The 17706-nt window shown below is 36.6% G+C and carries 13 protein-coding genes and 2 pseudogenes; 10 read left to right on the forward strand and 5 right to left on the reverse strand.

Annotation, left to right across the window (positions count from 1 at the left end; translation table 11 throughout):
- Positions 1 to 115 precede the first annotated feature (115 nt).
- Complete coding sequence (locus ACRDEC_RS13455) at positions 116 to 4423, reverse strand: choice-of-anchor L domain-containing protein (RefSeq protein WP_431498879.1); 4308 nt, start codon at positions 4421 to 4423, stop codon at positions 116 to 118.
- A 209-nt stretch (positions 4424 to 4632) separates the two neighbouring features.
- On the opposite strand from ACRDEC_RS13455, the pseudogene argS (ACRDEC_RS13460) reads away from it, so the two are divergent.
- Together argS (ACRDEC_RS13460) and argS (ACRDEC_RS13465) are read left to right on the forward strand one after the other, a co-directional pair.
- Positions 4633 to 5319: pseudogene (gene argS / locus ACRDEC_RS13460) on the forward strand (arginine--tRNA ligase); the annotation flags it as partial.
- Between the two features lie 63 nt (positions 5320 to 5382).
- Positions 5383 to 6573: pseudogene (argS, locus tag ACRDEC_RS13465) on the forward strand (arginine--tRNA ligase); the annotation flags it as partial.
- 60 nt (positions 6574 to 6633) lie between these two features.
- Here argS (ACRDEC_RS13465) and ACRDEC_RS13470 read toward each other — a convergent pair.
- Both ACRDEC_RS13470 and ACRDEC_RS13475 read right to left on the reverse strand, forming a co-directional pair.
- On the reverse strand, positions 6634 to 6981 hold the full coding sequence (locus ACRDEC_RS13470; RefSeq protein WP_431498880.1) for a DUF6686 family protein: 348 nt from the start codon (positions 6979 to 6981) through the stop codon (positions 6634 to 6636).
- Between the two features lie 7 nt (positions 6982 to 6988).
- Entirely contained in the window at positions 6989 to 7888 is a 900-nt protein-coding gene (locus ACRDEC_RS13475; RefSeq protein WP_431498881.1) for a DUF6607 family protein, read from the reverse strand.
- A gap of 110 nt (positions 7889 to 7998) precedes the next feature.
- Here ACRDEC_RS13475 and ACRDEC_RS13480 point away from each other — a divergent pair, with 110 nt between their 5' ends.
- The 8 genes from ACRDEC_RS13480 (at position 7999) to ACRDEC_RS13515 (ending at position 16550) form a co-directional block, all read left to right on the forward strand.
- Positions 7999 to 10116: a TonB-dependent receptor plug domain-containing protein gene (locus ACRDEC_RS13480; RefSeq protein ID WP_431498882.1), complete on the forward strand. Its 2118-nt coding sequence runs from the start codon at positions 7999 to 8001 to the stop codon at positions 10114 to 10116.
- 12 nt (positions 10117 to 10128) lie between these two features.
- Positions 10129 to 11211, forward strand: coding sequence for an HmuY family protein (locus ACRDEC_RS13485; RefSeq protein WP_431498883.1), 1083 nt, complete (start codon positions 10129 to 10131; stop codon positions 11209 to 11211).
- An 8-nt stretch (positions 11212 to 11219) separates the two neighbouring features.
- Positions 11220 to 11684 carry a DoxX family membrane protein gene (locus ACRDEC_RS13490; RefSeq protein ID WP_431498884.1) on the forward strand — a complete coding sequence of 155 codons (465 nt, stop codon included), beginning with the start codon at positions 11220 to 11222 and terminating at the stop codon, positions 11682 to 11684.
- Positions 11685 to 11849: 165 nt separating this feature from the next.
- The gene (locus tag ACRDEC_RS13495; protein ID WP_431498885.1) at positions 11850 to 12353 is read left to right on the forward strand and encodes a hypothetical protein; all 504 of its coding nucleotides are present in this window, start codon (positions 11850 to 11852) and stop codon (positions 12351 to 12353) included.
- Positions 12354 to 12905: 552 nt separating this feature from the next.
- Entirely contained in the window at positions 12906 to 14255 is a 1350-nt protein-coding gene (gene ffh / locus ACRDEC_RS13500) for a signal recognition particle protein (RefSeq protein WP_431498886.1), read from the forward strand.
- Between the two features lie 69 nt (positions 14256 to 14324).
- On the forward strand, positions 14325 to 15209 hold the full coding sequence (locus ACRDEC_RS13505; RefSeq protein ID WP_431498887.1) for a bifunctional 5,10-methylenetetrahydrofolate dehydrogenase/5,10-methenyltetrahydrofolate cyclohydrolase: 885 nt from the start codon (positions 14325 to 14327) through the stop codon (positions 15207 to 15209).
- A gap of 6 nt (positions 15210 to 15215) precedes the next feature.
- Complete coding sequence (locus ACRDEC_RS13510) at positions 15216 to 15713, forward strand: GNAT family N-acetyltransferase (protein WP_431498888.1); 498 nt, start codon at positions 15216 to 15218, stop codon at positions 15711 to 15713.
- Between the two features lie 39 nt (positions 15714 to 15752).
- A complete protein-coding gene (locus ACRDEC_RS13515) occupies positions 15753 to 16550 on the forward strand; it encodes a mechanosensitive ion channel family protein (protein ID WP_431498889.1) in 798 nt (265 codons plus the stop codon).
- 2 nt (positions 16551 to 16552) lie between these two features.
- Here ACRDEC_RS13515 and ACRDEC_RS13520 read toward each other — a convergent pair whose 3' ends face one another.
- Positions 16553 to 17137 carry an HD domain-containing protein gene (locus ACRDEC_RS13520; RefSeq protein WP_431498890.1) on the reverse strand — a complete coding sequence of 195 codons (585 nt, stop codon included), beginning with the start codon at positions 17135 to 17137 and terminating at the stop codon, positions 16553 to 16555.
- Positions 17138 to 17231: 94 nt separating this feature from the next.
- The coding region (locus ACRDEC_RS13525; RefSeq protein WP_431498891.1) for a MarR family winged helix-turn-helix transcriptional regulator at positions 17232 to 17706 on the reverse strand (475 nt) is incomplete at its 5' end.

Here is a 17706-nt window from a genome sequence, read left to right on the forward strand (position 1 = left end):
AGACTATCCTTTTAAGGGATTGTTACAATTTTAAGAAATGTTTAACATCGGAAAAAAATAAAAAAACCGCCCTATTTTTTGACAGGACGGCTTTTTTAAAATATACATTTGTTATTTATCTTTTGAGACTAAAGTGAGCTTTGAATGTTTTTGAAGCTCCTTTTTCGAAGTAATCAACTGTAAACCAATAATCAGTTGAAGGGAGTGGCTTACCATTAAAAGTTCCATCCCAGCCATGTGATGACGGAGTGATTTGCTTAATTAGTTTTCCATGCCTGTCAAAAATAAATATTGGAGCGTTCGGGTTTAAAGGCTTTAAATTTGGAATATTCCAAGTTTCATGGTATCCATCTCCATTTGGAGTGAAAAATTTGGGATAGTTTATAATTATTGCTGTTGCAGGAGCAGGCGAGCATTTACCATCTTTATCTCTTACAGTAACAATGTGTTCTCCCGGACTGACATCATAAAAAACATTGCTGTCCTGAAACGGAGACTCATCTAATTGATATTCGTAATTTCCTGAACCCGAACCTAAAATATTTATTGTGATATAAGAAGGAAGTACAAATGCGTCGCTATAAACAATTTCTATATATGGTGCGTATTTAGTTACGGTAGTTGTTACTTCTTTGAAACAACCCGTAGAGGTGTCAGTCACTTTTACAGTATAAACGCCGTCAACTATGGCTAAATGGTTTGTACTTGTACTAATAACTGTTGGACTTGGAGCTAAAGTCCATTCGAAAGTATGATTAGCAGAAGGAATTCCGGGATCTAATAAAACAGGGTTTATTAATGTTCCGGTTTCATAATCATTACAAATTAAATATTGCGGTAATAAAACAGGGTTTGGTAATAGTTTTACAATCAGTTGTAATTCAACTACTCCAAAACACGAATTTATTGGGACATTGTTATTGTTGCTGATTCTTACCCAAACACTATCATTAAGTGCTGTATCATTCTGATAAGTCGTTGGATTAGCAATTGGTGTTGCCAAAGGATTATTGGCATCAGCCAAAGAAGTATAATAACTAAAAGAATAATCCGATGCAGGAGTTTGAGTTCCTAAAACTTGAGATTCTCTTTGCGTTAAGTTAAATTGAAATATTCCATCGTTTTCTGCAAAAGTATCGCACGCACTGATTACTGTCGGCTGAAAAGCTGTAACAGAGTGATTTATGGTGATATTGACTTGGTTTTCATCTTGACAATTCAAGTGATTGCTCGTTTCTCTGTAAATATAAATAGGAGAGGTTGTTGATGAAGTAAATGTTCTTTGAACTGCTGTTATCAATTCAATATTACCAGGAGTTGTTGGCCCTCCGGATAATGTATAATAGTGATTTTGCGCCGGTAAAACGGGAAGTGTATAGGTGTCACAAGCTGTTTGATTGCCTAAATCAATCGCTTCAATCCCATCAATCGAGATTTTGAACGTACTCTGTGTGAAGCAATTCGCCGGATCATTAGGGTTTGCTGCATAGATATAAATTATCTTGGCACTATCTGCTAAATCATCGTTAGCATTTAAATCGGTTATATCAATAAATGGATCCGTAATTGGATTCACACCCATTGGATCGTCATAATAATTACCGTTTGTTAAAGGCGATAAAGTATAATTATAGCAAACTACCTGATCCGCAGAATCGTCAATTACCGGTTTGGTATTGATTATGATATTCCAAGGTTTTTCTGTAAAACAGTCTGGAACAATCGCTGATTCTTTGTAAAGATATATTGTTGTAGTTGTTGCTATGAAGTCTACGTTTGGCGTTAGTTTCACATTTCCGGTCACTGATGGTCCTCCGGATAAAATATAATAATCAGCGCCATCAGGGTTTACAGGTAAAACATAATTACCGCAGTTGGTGTAATTAGGCTGATCAGCTATAAATGGTCTGTGGAAAGTGATATCAAAAAAATCGTCATCGGTACAATTTGAACTGACTACATGAAAATATATTCTTTTTGTATTTGATCCGGCAAGCGGTGTTATGATCCCAGGAGGAATAACATTTCCGCCTCCGTTTGGAGCATCTCTATATTCACCAATAGGCGGTGCTGCTAAATTATAAGAATCACATGCATCCTGATTAGACATTGGGATGTGGTCGATAAATGCAATGAAGTGAATTATTGGTGTTCGGCAATTGTTATTTTCAGCAAAGACAAAAATATCTGTTGTTGCATTAATTGGAAGAATAAGCGGATTGTAATTTCCTAAAGCATCTTGTGTATAATAATTTCCAACGGATAAAGCGGGTAATGAATTTATAGGATTACAGTCAAACAGATTAGGAAATGTGCCTGTTATAATTGGCGTAATATCAATATGCACAGTAAGGCTGCTTTCCAGAATACACGGAGGAGTTTCCATAGAAGTAAAGTAGATGTGGATTACTTCTCCTACAGAAGCAGAATAACCTGGAAATAATTCTGTATTTCCCGGAGTCGTTGGTCCTCCAGCTTGAGTAAAATATTGAGATCCTGGTATTGGAGCAGCTTGTAATATATATCGGTCACATTGAGTGTCTCCAGGAGATAAATCACTTGGTTCAACAAGCCAAACATAAAAATCAGTTTCGGAATTACAGCTTGGCACAGCTCCGGTTTCAAAGTAAACATAAATATGCTGTTCGGTTGTGATGACATCTCCCTCAAAAAGTTGTATTCCAGTTCCATTGGCACCTGTATAATAATTTCCTTGTGTCAAATGGCCCAACGTATAGCTTGTACACACATATTGGTCTGCAATTTCCTGAACAATTGGATTTGGTACGACTACAAGATTTAAACTAGATACATTTGAACAACCCGGATCTGTTATGTTTTGAACCCTAACATATATTACCGCATTGCTTGAATTCAATATTGTAGTTGTATTTATATTGTTGATACCAGCATTCGCATCCGATAAACTGGTGTAATAAGTCACACTAAAAATCATACCTGATGACCCATTTAATGCCAAATTGTTTTGCGATGGCAAATCGAATGCTGCAATCCCGCTTCCAGTAACGTTCTCGCATACGCCAAAATCCCAGGTTGGGGCTGCTGTCGGTGGAGGTACAAGACGCAATTCAAAAGATTTGGTAATATAACATCTTGTTGCAGGATTTTGAATTCTGATCCAGATAGTTTTTGGCAGGCTTCCTGCAGTAGTGCTGTAATTTAAAGGCAAGGGATTTGTGTTTGTCTCAGCTTCAGACTGTAATTCGTGATAACTCACCTGATTAGTACCTGTCGGATTTACGATTGGTGTGTTGTACGATAAATTAAAAGTATAATTAGCCAGCCCTGTATTGCATTTGTATAAATTTTCCGGATTTGGAGTGGTTAGCTGTGTATTGTACTCAATTATTATATTATTGGTATCCACTTCACAAAGGCTTGCTTGGATATAATAAGTTAACAGGTAGGTGCCAGGTGCATTTATAGTCAAATCTGGTCCGGTTTCGCCTGGGATAGGGTTACCAAATTCATCTTTCCAAACAAAATCAAACTGGTTAGGGTCTAATCCTGAAGTAATTGTATAGGTGTTACCAACACAAAGCGCAGTGTTGTTAGCAATGGTCAGATCAGGACCTAAAACATCTTCGCCAAAATCGAAACTGCCTCCTCCCAGAAAAATAGCAGAGTCAAATTCATTGTCTTCTTTGTCAGCAATTACAAGTTTGATATGATAAGTTGTATTTGGAGTTAATGTTGCTGAAGCATTCATTAAAACTGTTTGCCCGTTAAAGTTCGTAGCCGAAGATGCTGCCGATGCACCGCCATTATACCTTCCGAAATATTGAGGGTTTGCTGATTCACATCCCGAATTGTATATTTTATTTCGAATAGTCTGTACCGAAATAGGTATTGTTGTGCCGGGTACAACAGCGATATTTTGGGTAGTACCATTTGAGGTATCAGTAAGTAAAAACGCAAAAGCATCCTGAAAAAGGCATTGATATGCTCCGTATTCTTCGGAAAGGAAAACAAATTGGAAATTAAATTTTGGTGAAAAAGCGGTAAAATCAAACTCTAAAACAGTCGCATTTTTTGAATCGATGGTAATGCCGGAGGCTAAAAGAGCTGTTTCTAAATCAGAATCACCATCCCAAGCCATACTTCCGTCGCTTAGTTCCGATGTATTCGGGCCAGGCGAGTTTAAAACATTTCCAGTCGATAAAATAACCCCGTTTTGAAGCGGGAATGTTGGATTTGCATTTTGAAAGTAACCTATTCCGTTCGAAGAGCCAAAATTTGTCCCTGTTCTGAAACTAACATGCTCTACGTTTACACACGGGCTGTTAACCAAGACTGTTTTTACTAAGTTTTCTTCACTATACGTAGTAGTATTTACCGTAATCGATTGAGCAAGAATTGGTAGGCTAACCACCAACATAAGAATGAGAAGAGTTCTTTTCATGAATTTATGCTAAATTTTTGAGGGGGCAAATGTAGCTTAAATTTACGAAATAAATAAGTAAGGAGGTTGGATTTGAAAAGTTATTTTAAATCTTTTTGGAAATGTAAATATTTGATTGTTAATATTCTATATTTAATTTTAATAAGAAAGACCTAAAATTGACATATTCGGCTAATAAGCTTATCTTTGCAGGCTTAAAATTAATTATCATGACACTATCACAAATTCTAACACCCCAAATTGAGAAAGCTGTACTGGCTTTGTTTGATGTTTCACTCGAAAAAATAGAATTTCAGGTGACTCGCAGGGAGTTTGAAGGAGATATTACAATGGTTATCTTTCCTTTATTGAAATTAATCAAAGGCAATCCAGTTGAAATTGGAACAAAAATAGGAGAGTATTTAGTTGAAAATGTTGACGAAGTTGAAAAGTTCAATGTAGTTGCGGGATTTCTGAATATCGTAATTTCTGATACTTATTATTTGAGTTTTTTCAATGGAATTAAAAATAATGAACAGTTCGGATTTGTTGCTCCTAAAGAAGATGGAAAGGCAATTTTAGTTGAATATTCTTCACCAAACACCAATAAGCCTTTGCATTTAGGTCACGTCAGAAATAATCTTTTGGGTTATTCGGTGGCAGAAATTATCAAAGCTTCGGGTAAAAAAGTATACAAAGCCCAGATTATCAATGACCGTGGAATCCATATCTGTAAATCGATGCTGGCCTGGCAGAAATTCGGAAATGGAGAAACACCACAAAGTTCAGGTCTGAAAGGAGATAAATTGGTTGGGAAATATTATGTTAAATTTGAAAAAGAATTTCAGAAAGAATATTCGGAATGGGTTTTCACTGAAGAAGGACAATCAGAACTCGAAAATTTTAAAAACACACCACTTTGGAAAAAATTGTTTCCAAATGAAAATGTTAAATATGAAATTGATGCAACTGAAGTTAAACTAGTAGATGATAAAGAAGATTTTTTTTCTGAAACTTCTGTGTTAAAAGAGTTTAAGTCTTATTTTAAAGATGATTATTTTAATAAATATTCTAAAATAGGTAAAGAAGTAAAAGATATGTTGCGCCAATGGGAAGCGGGTAATGAAGAAGTTGTTTCTCTTTGGAAAACTATGAACCAATGGGTTTACGATGGATTTGCTATAACATATAAAAATTTAGGAGTCGATTTCGATGCTTATTACTACGAAAGCAATACCTATTTATTAGGAAAAGAAGTGGTTCAGTTTGGATTGGAAAAAGGGATTTTCGAAAAAGATCCTGATGGCTCGGTTTGGATTGATCTGACAGCAGAAGGTTTGGATAGAAAAATTGTGCTTCGTTCCGATGGGACTGCAGTTTATATGACACAGGATATTGGAACTGCAATCCAGCGTGCTAAAGATTTGCCAGATGTAGGAGGGATGGTTTATACCGTAGGAAACGAACAGGATTACCATTTTAAAGTTCTGTTTTTAATTATCAAGAAATTAGGTTTTGACTGGGCTGAAAATTTATTCCACCTGTCTTACGGAATGGTAGAATTGCCTTCGGGTAAAATGAAATCCCGTGAAGGAACCGTGGTTGATGCTGATGATTTAATGGAAGAAATGACAGGAACAGCACAACAAATTTCGGAGGAATTAGGAAAACTGGAAGGTTATTCTGAAGAAGAGAAAGAAGTGCTTTTCAAAACTATTGGTCTTGGCGCATTGAAATATTATATGCTTAAGGTTGATCCTAAAAAACAAATGATGTTTAATCCGGAAGAATCCGTTGATTTCGCTGGAAATACAGGTCCTTTCATTCAGTATACGTATGCCAGAATTCAATCGATTCTTCGTAAAGCAGATTTTGATTTGAACGTAGACAGTATATCTGAACTGCATGAGAAAGAAAAAGAACTTATCAAGCAAATTGAAATGTATCCTGAAGTGATTCAGCATGCGGCGGCTAACCATAGTCCGGCTTTAATTGCAAATTATACTTACGATTTGGTTAAAGAATACAATTCGTTTTATCAAACTGTTTCCATTCTTGGAGAAGAAGATTTAGCTAAAAAAGTATTCAGAGTTCAATTGTCCAAAAAAGTAAGCGATACTATAAAATCTGCCTTTAGCCTATTAGGAATCAATGTTCCTGAAAGAATGTAAAAAATAAAATCCGTCTTGTTATTTAGTATAACTCGACGGATTTTTAACAAACAAACAAATTCAATTAAAGTTTACCGGATATTTAATATCCCGATAAGTTAGGTATTCTTTCCTCTCGTTAAAATCCAGCAAACATATAAGTTCACTCAATTCATACCGGTCAATCAGTATGATAAAATTGGTTTGTAATGTGGGTATGGGAATTTTTTTCTCGAAAACAGAATTTTCGTATTCTTTTTCCCAATAAGCTACATCAATTTTTAAAAGAAAAGTAACGAAACTTTCAAGTTCAGCCGGTGTCAGGTTAAAATTTAAATTCTTAAACGAAAGTTGGTAATTTTCGGAATGAGAACAACAGATCAAGAGACCGTTTTGAGTCTGGTTTAAGTATTTAATTTTCTGACACATCTTGTCTTTATTTTATGATGTAACTATCTATTATTTTATTGATTTCTTCTTTTGAAGTGTCTGGTTTTAAGTCGAAAAGAGTCATGAAAAGCGGTTGCTTGTCTACTGTTTTCTCTAAATTCAGGTTTTTGTTTTGAGAAAAAACTGTTTCCCATTTATCTCTTACTTTTTTCCAAAGCTGATTGTTTTCTTTCCACCAGTCTTGTGCTGCTTTACATTTTGAGTCAGCTACTTTAGTATAAACATCGTGTCCTTTTTCTTGCGCAAGCAATACATCTGAAGCATTATCAGTCCTGATTATTTTATCATTATCCTGATCGTGAATCCAGCCGTAAGATGTTATTTCGTGTACGTTGGTTCTTTTTAAAACGTTGTAATCTTTTCTTACCGTATGCTCTCTTCTTGGCAGTGGCGCATCAGTTGTGTTTTCCCATACATGTCTTCCGTCGTAATGTGACCAAGTAGCTGTTCCTTCATATCTTGGGCTGTCATCAACCTGATATACTTTCTGTGTCCATTGTCCTTTTACAGAATTTGAAGCTAATTTTTTAAACTTCCAGCTAGTGTCTTTGTAAAAATCGTAGAAATTGGTGTTTTCAAATAACCAGTCTTGTCTCCAGTGTTTGATTATGGTTTTGTCATCTACAATCAATAAATGCTGCATGACAATTTTATTTGGCTGGTCTTCTACTAATTCTACCCATTCCAATCCGTAATCATGTTTTGTTTTTGATGGTTTGTAGTTTAATGTGTCTTTTGAATACTTAAAAGTTTCAGCAAAATTGAACTTTACTTCATAACATCCACACATCGATTTAATGGACTTAACATCTTGTGTTTTTTTATCTTGGCTATAACTGATTGTGACAAAGCCTGTTGCTAAAATAAGTAGAACGATTTTTTTCATTGTATAAAAATAGATTTGATTTTTCATTTGCAAATATATTATATTTATTTAGAACAATTAAAAATAACATATATATTTGCAAAAAAAATTATTAAGACCCAATCTAAATAATGAGAAAAATACTTTTCTATACTATACTCATATATCCTGCTTTTATCGGTTTGGCTCAGGAAAAACAAGTTGATTCTTCAAAAGTTAAAAATTTGGAACAAGTTGTTGTTACAGGGCAATATGAGCCTCAATCTCTTAAAAAATCTGTTTTTAATGTTCGGGTGATTACCAGTACCGATATTAAAAACCTGGCAGCAGTTACTTTATCGGATGTATTGAACCAATATTTAAATATTACTATGACACCGGATGGAACCACAGGCCGTTCAACAGTGTCTTTATTTGGACTTGATGCCCAATATTTTAAGGTTTTAGTAGATAATGTGCCTCTGGTTAACGAAACCGGTTTGGGAAATAATACCGATTTATCACAAATTAACCTGAATGATGTAGAACAAATTGAGATTGTAGAAGGTTCAATGGGAGTTACTCACGGAGCCAACGCAGTGAACGGTATTCTGAATATTATTACAAAAAAAACGGCACAACATAAATGGAACATTATTGTTTCAGCACAGGAAGAAACCGTTAAAAACGAGTTTTCATTTTTCGATAAAGGCCGCCACATCCAATCCTTAAAAGTATCCCACACGATTAATGACAATTGGTTTGTGAGCATTGGTGGGAACCGTAATGATTTTCAGGGTTTTTTGGAAAATAAAAAAGGAAAGAATTACAGAGTAAATGATGGAAGTCGCGGTTACAGATGGCTGCCAAAAGAACAAATAAACGGAACCGCATTAATCTCCTATCAAAAAAAGCGATTCAGGATTTTCTACAAATTCGAGTACCTGAATGAAAATATAGATTTCTACAACAGCACCGTTCAATCCGGGGATAATGACGAAATAGGGACTTACCAGTATGGTGATGACAAACAGTATTTGGTTAACAGGTATTTCCACAACCTGAATGTTACAGGGAAAATCTTTTCCAAATTAAACTATAATGTCTCCATTTCCCATCAGAAGCAAGGGCGTGATGTGGAAAAAATCAGATACAACCTGAAGACAAGAAAAGAAATGGTAAATGTGGCTGAAAAAGACCAGTCTATGGAAGTGATTTATAGTACAGGAACACTAAGTAACTTTTTTTCAGACAAAACGGTCGATCTGCAATTGGGGTATGAAATCACAAATAACAGAGGGTATGCGCTAGTTCAGGAAACCAACAATAATTGGGTTGCCGTGGCAAAAACGATTGAAAACTATGATTTTTTTGCTTCTTCAGAAATCAAGGCTACCGAAAAATTCTCTATCCGTCCGGGGTTGCGGTTTTCTGTCCAATCTAAATTTAAGGACCAATATGCCTCTTCCTTAGGCTTGCGCTATTTGTTTGAGAAAGGAATCGAGCTTCGAGGTTCGTATGGTAACTCGTTCAGGACGCCTACTTTTGATGAATTGTATTCCAAACAGATTTTTGACGGGCACTTCTTTGCCGGAAATGAAAACCTTATCCCGGAAACCAGTACTTCTTATGAAGCAAGCCTTAAAAAAAGTGCTCTTTTGAATTCCGGCGTACAAATCTCAAACACTTTTACAGGGAGCTTTCTGGATGTAAACGACAGAATAGACAGGGCTTATATACGGGATAATCCCGAAACTGGAAACCCGGAATACCAATACATTAATATCAGTAAATACAAAATGTGGAATTTCTCTACAACGAACCAGTTCAGGAAAGACAAATGGTCATTCAGCTTGGGCGCTTCGATAATAGGGATTTCACAAAAAATAGAAAACCAGAAGTTTACTTCCAGTGAAAAATACCTGTATGCTTTCAATATCAACAGCAGCGCTTCTTATACTATTCCAAAATGGGGCACTACAGTATCGGCCTATTATAAATATAATGGAAAGTCACAGCAATTTGTAGAAGGTAATGGAGCATATGTCATTTCAAATATTGACGCGAGTCATTGGCTTGATTCTTCCATCCGAAAGACTTTTTTCAAAGATAATCTGGAGGCTACCATCGGTGCCAGAAACCTGCTGAATATAACCAGTATAAACCAAACCAGAACAAATGAAGGAGCTGCACATGCTACTTCATCCCAAATCATGCTGGCGTACGGCCGATCTTATTTCTTTAAACTATTGTATAATCTTAATTTCTAAATAATAAATATCATGAAAAAAACATTTTTATTTTTAACAGCAGCTTTGCTGACACTTGCTTCTTGTTCAAGTGATGACAATACTCCTGCGGAAGAAACAGTTTCAAGCGGAGCCAAAGTAAAACCATCTGTAGGTGGGCCAAACCAACCAAATCAGGTATACTTGGATTTTAGCGGACAGTCATCGACATTTATCAACAGAGGTTCTTGGGATTTCGGATTCTCTACAGGTTCAGACTTTAGAGTTGTGATCAATGGATCCCTTAAAATGGCGGTAAAAAAATTAGAAACAACTGACATGACCTTGACACAAACTGCAGATACTGATGTGTCTGTTGGTGCGGGAACTAGCCCTGCAAGCAATGGATATTGTGATAACCCAACAGGAGTTTTAGCAGGTGGCGGAGCAGGAATCGGGACTGCAATTGCAGAGGTTTCTGCGACTGATGCTGACAATAAAGTATATTTAGTAAACCTGGGTTTTGCTGTTTCAACAGCTACGCCAGCTGTAGGTTCTGTTAGTATTGACGGTGATGCCAGAGGATGGAAAAAAGTTAGAATTTTAAGAAGCGGAAACGGTTACAAAATCCAGTATGCTGATTTAAATTCTGCAACGTACCAAGAAAAAACAATCTCTAAAGATGCAGAATTCAACTTTACATTCTTTAGTATGGCTTCTGGAGCTACAGTAGCTGTTGAGCCTAAAAAAGCAAACTGGGATGTCTGTTTCACAACTTTCACAAACTACTTAAATATGGGTACTGAAGTAACTTACGGATACTCTGATTTTATCGTTTCAAATAGGAAAGGCGGTACAAAAGTATATCAGGTTTTAACTTCAGCGAGTACTTATGAGAGCTTTGTAAAAGCAAGTGTTGTAGAAACTAGTTTTGATGCTTCAGCAACAGACCAGAGAAAAATCGGTTCGAACTGGAGAAATGGCGGTGGTCCAAATTCATTGCCAAGTATCAGAGACGATCGTTTCTATGTATTAAAAGACGCAGCAGGTAACTACTACAAATTGAGATTCCTTACCATGACAAACGAAGCTGGTGTTAGAGGAAACCCAACAGTTGAATATGCTATTTTAAAATAATTTCCGATATGAAAACAATCAAAATTTTAATTATAGTATTGAATCTTTTCGTTGGCGGATTTATGATTTATGGTGGAATTGGAAAGTTTACAAAACCTATTCCTGCGCCTAATTCAATTATCGAACAGGTTCAAAAAGGAGAAGTAGTTGCACCAAGCACTGAAGTCCTGATGATAAAAAACTATATTTTCGGAATGAAACAGACAAATTATTTCTGGCAGTTCCTTGGCTTTGCCGAACTTTTAGCGGGATTGTTGCTTTTTAGCCAGGTTTTCGCCAGAATAGGAGCAATTATCGCATTGCCATTAACCATCAATATCTTTTTATTCCATTTATTTCTTGAATCGGAAGAATTGGGCGAACTGGCATTAACATTCGCACTTTTTGTTGCAAATGTGGCACTTATCGGCTTCACTTATAAAATTTGGAAGCAGCTGTTATTCGATAAAGAAGCACTCAAACTAGCAGTGTAATTACAAATAACGTTTGATTTTTACTAAAAACTGTCAGGAGATTCGTTTCTGGCAGTTTTTTTATTTACGGTAAACCCGTTTTTTTTGTTAAAAATTATCTGGCTTCCTTGGTTTATATTCAATTTGTAAATTATATTGTAGTATTAATCTTATAAAAATAATACTATGCCATTTACAAATTTTGACAACCGTCATTTTACAGATGCTGAAAAAACAGCTCTGAACACTACACTGAATGCCTTGGAAACTGCCTTGGCTCCAAAAGTGGCCAACTTATCGCCGGAAGAACGCCAGCAATACGGAAGTGTCAACGAGCAAAACAAGCTGATTATTAATAAAGTGAAGGATTTCCGAGACAGCCAGCCTTCCCTTAGCAGTCCTGATGTCGATTGGACTGAGTTTCAGAATGATTTCAATACTCGTGCTTTTTTGCAAACAAGTATTCAGCGTCTGCAAAGTTTAATAGATGGGCTGGGTAATGCGAAGATACTCCACGACTGGGACAACTATCAGGCTTCGCTTACCGACTATGATTTTGCAAAATACAAATTCAGCACACAGGCTCAGGGCTTCGAGACCAAAGTCAAAGAAGTGGGGCAATTTTTTACAGGAGGAAATTCGGGTGTTACGGCCCAAGCCACAAGTACTACTGCTCCAGTAGCAGAATAATTATTTTTTTGTTTTTTAAGGAAAAACCTGGAGTACTTTTTTACTTCGGGTTTTTTTATGCCTTGTTATTTTTAAAAAAAAGAAAGATAACCCCATTTACCACGTTACCCGATGTGGTATTTGACGTTAAAGACCCCGTTTATCACGTTACCTGACGTGGTGTTTGACGTTAAGAACCCCGTTTACCACGTTGACTGAGGTGGTGTTTGACGTTGAGAACCCCATTTACCACGTTGCCTGACGTGGTGTTTGACGTTAAGAACCCCATTTACCACGTTGCCTGAGGTGGTATTTGACGTTAAGAACCCCGTTTACCACGTTGCCTGACGTGGTGTTTGACGTTAAGAACCCCATTTACCACGTTGCCTGACGTGGTATTTGACGTTAAAGACCCCGTTTACCCCGTTACACAACGTGGTTGATGTAGTATAACACGTGGAAGATCACGGTAGGGAAAGTCAATGAGATAAAATACTAAAACTTTGCACCTCACTAACTTTGCGACTTTGCGACTTTATATTATCTTTGCATCACATTTAGAAAAATAAAATTATGTTCAATAATTTAAGCGATAAGCTGGATAAAGCTTTCCATATATTAAAAGGTCACGGAAAAATTACCGAAGTAAACGTTGCAGATACTCTTAAAGAAGTGCGCCGTGCCTTACTTGATGCCGATGTTAACTTTAAGATTGCTAAGGATTTTACGACTCGTGTAAAAGAAAAAGCGATTGGTCAGGATGTATTGACAACATTGCAGCCGGGACAATTATTGGTTAAAATCGTTAAAGACGAGCTGACGGAATTAATGGGAGGTGATGCTGCCGGAGTAAATCTTTCGGGAAATCCAACTGTTATCCTGATGTCTGGTCTTCAGGGTTCGGGAAAAACGACTTTTTCAGGAAAGCTGGCTAATTTCCTTCAGACAAAAAAGAACAAAAAAGTACTTTTAGTAGCTTGTGATATTTATCGTCCTGCAGCAATCAACCAGTTACACGTAGTTGGGGAACAGATTGGTGTTGAAGTATATTCGGAGCCGGAAAATAAAAATCCGGTAGAAATTGCGCTAAATGCGATCAAACACGCCAAATCAAACGGATTAAATGTTGTTATTGTCGATACAGCCGGACGTTTAGCGGTCGATGAGGAGATGATGACTGAAATTGCCAATGTTCACAAAGCGATTCAGCCGCAGGAAACATTGTTCGTTGTCGATTCGATGACTGGACAGGATGCTGTAAATACAGCTAAAGCATTCAACGACAGGTTGAATTTCGACGGAGTTATTCTTACTAAATTAGACGGTGATACCCGAGGTGGTGCTGCAATTTCTATTAAATCAGTAGTTGATAAGCCAATCAAATTCATTGGTACCGGAGAAAAAATGGATGCGATAGATGTTTTCTATCCTTCCCGTATGGCCGAACGTATTCTTGGAATGGGTGACGTTGTTTCCCTTGTGGAAAGAGCTCAGGAGCAATATGACGAAGAAGAAGCAAGAAAAATCCAAAAGAAAATTGCTAAAAATGAATTTGGTTTTGATGATTTCTTAAGCCAAATCCAGCAAGTGAAAAAAATGGGTAACATGAAAGATCTTGTAGGTATGATTCCTGGAGCAGGGAAAGCACTGAAGGATGTTGAAATTGAAGACGATGCATTCAAACATATTGAAGCCATTATCCATTCGATGACGCCACAAGAAAGAAGTAAACCGACTATTATCGATATCAAACGTAAAAACAGAATTGCGAAAGGTTCAGGACGTAAATTGGAAGAAGTTAATCAACTGATGAAACAATTCGACCAAATGAGCAAAATGATGAAAATGATGCAAGGACCGGGAGGAAAGAACCTCATGAAGATGATGGGCGGAATGAAAGGTGGAATGCCGGGAATGAAATAACATAAATTAGACGCGATATTTCGCGTCTTTTTTTTAAATAAAATAACTACACAACAAATATTTTAAGGAATGCAACTACTAGACGGAAAAAAAACATCACAGGACATTAAAACGGAAATTACTGCCGAGGTAAATAAAATGAAAGCCAACGGTGAAAAAGTGCCACATCTTGCTGCAATTATTGTAGGGAATGACGGCGCGAGTTTGACTTACGTAGGAAGCAAAGTAAAAGCCTGCGAACTGGTTGGATTTGAATCGACTTTGGTTAAAATGCCAAGTACTACATCGGAAACGGAATTACTGAAGAAAATTAAAGAACTGAATGATAACGATGACATTGATGGGTTTATAGTGCAGTTACCATTGCCGGATCAGATCGATACACAAAAAGTTCTTATGGCCATTGATCCGAGCAAAGATGTTGATGGTTTCCACCCGGAGAATTTCGGGAAAATGGCGTTGGATATGACGACTTTTATTCCTGCAACACCTTTCGGAATTTTAGAATTGTTAGAGCGTTATGAAGTAGAAACCAAAGGGAAGCACACAGTCGTTATTGGTCGTAGCCATATTGTGGGCCGTCCGATGAGTATTCTGATGGGAAGAAAAGGTTTTCCTGGAAATTCCACTGTAACCTTGACACACAGTTACACTAAAAATATTGCACAAATTACCACTCAGGCTGATATTATTATCACGGCTTTGGGTGTTCCAAATTACTTAAAAGCAGAAATGGTTAAAGACGGCGCTGTCGTAATTGACGTTGGTATTACCCGTGTAGAAGACAAAACGTTAGAAAAAGGATATGTAATTACAGGAGATGTCGATTTTGAAAATGTATCTAAAAAAGCTTCTTTTATTACACCGGTTCCTGGCGGAGTTGGGCCTATGACCATTGCGATGCTGCTTAAAAACACATTATTAGCGAGAGAACAAAGACGTTTGAATAGTTAAAAAAATATGACAATTACAGTTGCTACAAAAGAACAATTAGGCATTGTTCAAAGATTGGCTTATGAAATATGGCCAGATACATATGGTAAAATCCTATCGAAAATACAGTTGGATTTTATGTTGGATAAATTTTACAATATTGCTTCGCTTGAAGAGCAGATGCTGGAGAAAAACCAGGTTTTCATGCTAATTGAAGACGATGGAAAGTATTTGGGTTTCTGTGCTTACGAATTGAATATCAATAACAGTACTAAAACAAAACTTCATAAGATTTACGTTTTGCCTGAAACACAAGGAAAAGGAGTTGGGAAATTATTGCTGGAAGAAGTTGAGAATGCCGGCAGGAAAGCAGGAAATACACATTTGTTCCTTAATGTAAACCGTTTTAACAATGCATTGGAATTTTATAAGTACAAAGGTTTTGCCATTGTAGATGAAGTAAACATCGAAATCGGGAATGGTTATTTGATGGAAGATTATGTGATGGAGAAAAATTTATCTTAATTTCTTACGTTATCAGTTAAAAATAAATTTCAAATTTACATGGCACTCATTACAACTATAAATTATATTACTGAAAACGTGAATGCGTTTGTTGAATATTCACCTAAGCTGCTGACCGCTCTTTTTATTCTTTTTGCAGGTCATTATGCGATTAATCTTTTCAGGAGATTAGCCAATAGAGAAGTGCGAAAAAGAGAGCTGGATCTTACATTGTCCAAATTTCTTATCAATATTGCCACATGGCTTTTACGCGTGTTGCTTTTTGTAACATTTATCTCAAAACTAGGGATAGAAACAGCTTCGTTTGTTGCAATTATTGGAGCAGCCGGACTTGCTATAGGATTGTCGCTTCAAGGTTCGCTGTCTAATTTTGCCGGTGGAATACTCATTATACTTTTCAAACCATTTGAAGTTGGTGATTCCATTGAAGTGCAGGGAGTTTCCGGAACCGTTGCCGAAATTCAGATTTTTGTAACCAAATTAACGGCCTCAAACAATCAGGTTATTTTTATTCCGAATGGTGCTTTATCGAATGGAAATATCATTAACCATTCGCTGGAAGGAACCCGTAGAGCCGATTTGCCCATTATGATCTCATATAATGATGATCTTAAGCAAGCGAAAGACATTATTTTGACTATTTTAAAGAATAACGAAAAAGTGCTTCAGGATCCTGCTCCGGCCGTTGATGTTGCGGCACTTACGGAAACGGGAGTAAAGCTGAGTATCAAGCCTTGGGCTACGAATGAAGATTATTCGAGAGTATGTGCTGAAACGCTGGAAAGCTGTAAAATAGAATTGAATAAAGCAGGTATTGTTTTGGAGAAAAAAGTATAGCCTTATTTTTTCAGGATTCCTTTTTGAACGCTTTCATTTAAAATACCTTCTACAAATTCCCAGATTTTTACAGAACCTTGCGCCATGATTTTTTTCTTGCCATACACCGTTTGATAATTGACATTAAATTCTGCCCAGGTTCCACCGTTGTTTGATGTATTTTGCAGTAACGGTTCCAATCTGTCCATTGTTTTGGCAAATTTGGCTTCGGCAGTCTGACCCAATTCGAATTCTTTCCAGATGGTTATTAATTCTTCCGTTTGTTCAGGCGGTAAGAGGCCAAAAATTCTTTCCGCTGTTTTTAGTTCTTCTGCAGTATTTGTGTGATTTTTTGAAGTATCGTAAAGGAATATGTCACCTGAATCGATTTCTACAATGTCATGAATTAATACCATTTTCAGCACTTTCAAAACATCAATAGGCTCGTTGGAATGTTTCGCCAGGACTATAGTCATCATAGCCAAATGCCAGCTGTGCTCCGCGTCGTTTTCGTGTCGGTCACTGTTGATAAGCCGCGTTTTTCTTAGAATGTACTTTAATTTGTCAATTTCTCTGATAAATGCTATTTGTTTTATTAGATTTTCCATAAAACAAAAATAATTCAAATCTGAGAATTCAGGCGCATTCTTTTTGTTTTTCAGTTCTGATATAAGAAGAAAAAAACACCAATTAAGATTGTAATTAGTTTTCGGCAGTAATTCCCAAAGTGCTTAATTGGATCAGTTTTTTATTGAATTCTCCTGTTTCATTACCAAGAACGGAAAAGAATTCCCTATCGAAACTTTCAACAGTAACTACTGCTTTTTTGACTGTTTTTTTTCCTTCTTCGGTTAGTACAACGGTTTTGGCGCGTGTATCGGTAAGGTGTTCCTGTCTTTGGATAAGCCCTTTTTGTTGCAATGTTCTTAGCACGGTTGAAGTAGTCATAGGGTCAATTTTTGTATGTGCAGACAAGCCAATCTGAGTTACTTCTTTTTTTTGTAAGGTAAGCCAGTGGATACTTGCCATGAGAACAAATTGCGAATGGGTTATTCCATACTGTTCCAATGCTTTCTTGAGTTGTCTTTGCCATAAACTCGTTACCTGCCACAATAGGAACCCGGAACTTTCTTCGGCCTTTTCTACACTAAATGTATTGTCTGATGATTTCATTTTT

This window comes from Flavobacterium sp. (assembly GCF_050696275.1).
Lineage (GTDB): Bacteria > Bacteroidota > Bacteroidia > Flavobacteriales > Flavobacteriaceae > Flavobacterium.

What these genes read in the sequence shown, in the direction of transcription:
- ACRDEC_RS13470 (WP_431498880.1), bottom strand. Translation starts at nt 6,981, where the DNA reads ATGTGTCAGAAAATTAAATACTTAAACCAGACTCAAAACGGTCTCTTG.
- ACRDEC_RS13475 (WP_431498881.1), bottom strand. Translation starts at nt 7,888, where the DNA reads ATGAAAAAAATCGTTCTACTTATTTTAGCAACAGGCTTTGTCACAATC.
- ACRDEC_RS13510 (WP_431498888.1), top strand. Translation starts at nt 15,216, where the DNA reads ATGACAATTACAGTTGCTACAAAAGAACAATTAGGCATTGTTCAAAGA.
- ACRDEC_RS13520 (WP_431498890.1), bottom strand. Translation starts at nt 17,137, where the DNA reads ATGGAAAATCTAATAAAACAAATAGCATTTATCAGAGAAATTGACAAA.
- ffh (WP_431498886.1), top strand. Translation starts at nt 12,906, where the DNA reads ATGTTCAATAATTTAAGCGATAAGCTGGATAAAGCTTTCCATATATTA.
- ACRDEC_RS13485 (WP_431498883.1), top strand. Translation starts at nt 10,129, where the DNA reads ATGAAAAAAACATTTTTATTTTTAACAGCAGCTTTGCTGACACTTGCT.
- ACRDEC_RS13490 (WP_431498884.1), top strand. Translation starts at nt 11,220, where the DNA reads ATGAAAACAATCAAAATTTTAATTATAGTATTGAATCTTTTCGTTGGC.
- ACRDEC_RS13480 (WP_431498882.1), top strand. Translation starts at nt 7,999, where the DNA reads ATGAGAAAAATACTTTTCTATACTATACTCATATATCCTGCTTTTATC.
- ACRDEC_RS13505 (WP_431498887.1), top strand. Translation starts at nt 14,325, where the DNA reads ATGCAACTACTAGACGGAAAAAAAACATCACAGGACATTAAAACGGAA.
- ACRDEC_RS13495 (WP_431498885.1), top strand. Translation starts at nt 11,850, where the DNA reads ATGCCATTTACAAATTTTGACAACCGTCATTTTACAGATGCTGAAAAA.
- ACRDEC_RS13455 (WP_431498879.1), bottom strand. Translation starts at nt 4,423, where the DNA reads ATGAAAAGAACTCTTCTCATTCTTATGTTGGTGGTTAGCCTACCAATT.
- ACRDEC_RS13515 (WP_431498889.1), top strand. Translation starts at nt 15,753, where the DNA reads ATGGCACTCATTACAACTATAAATTATATTACTGAAAACGTGAATGCG.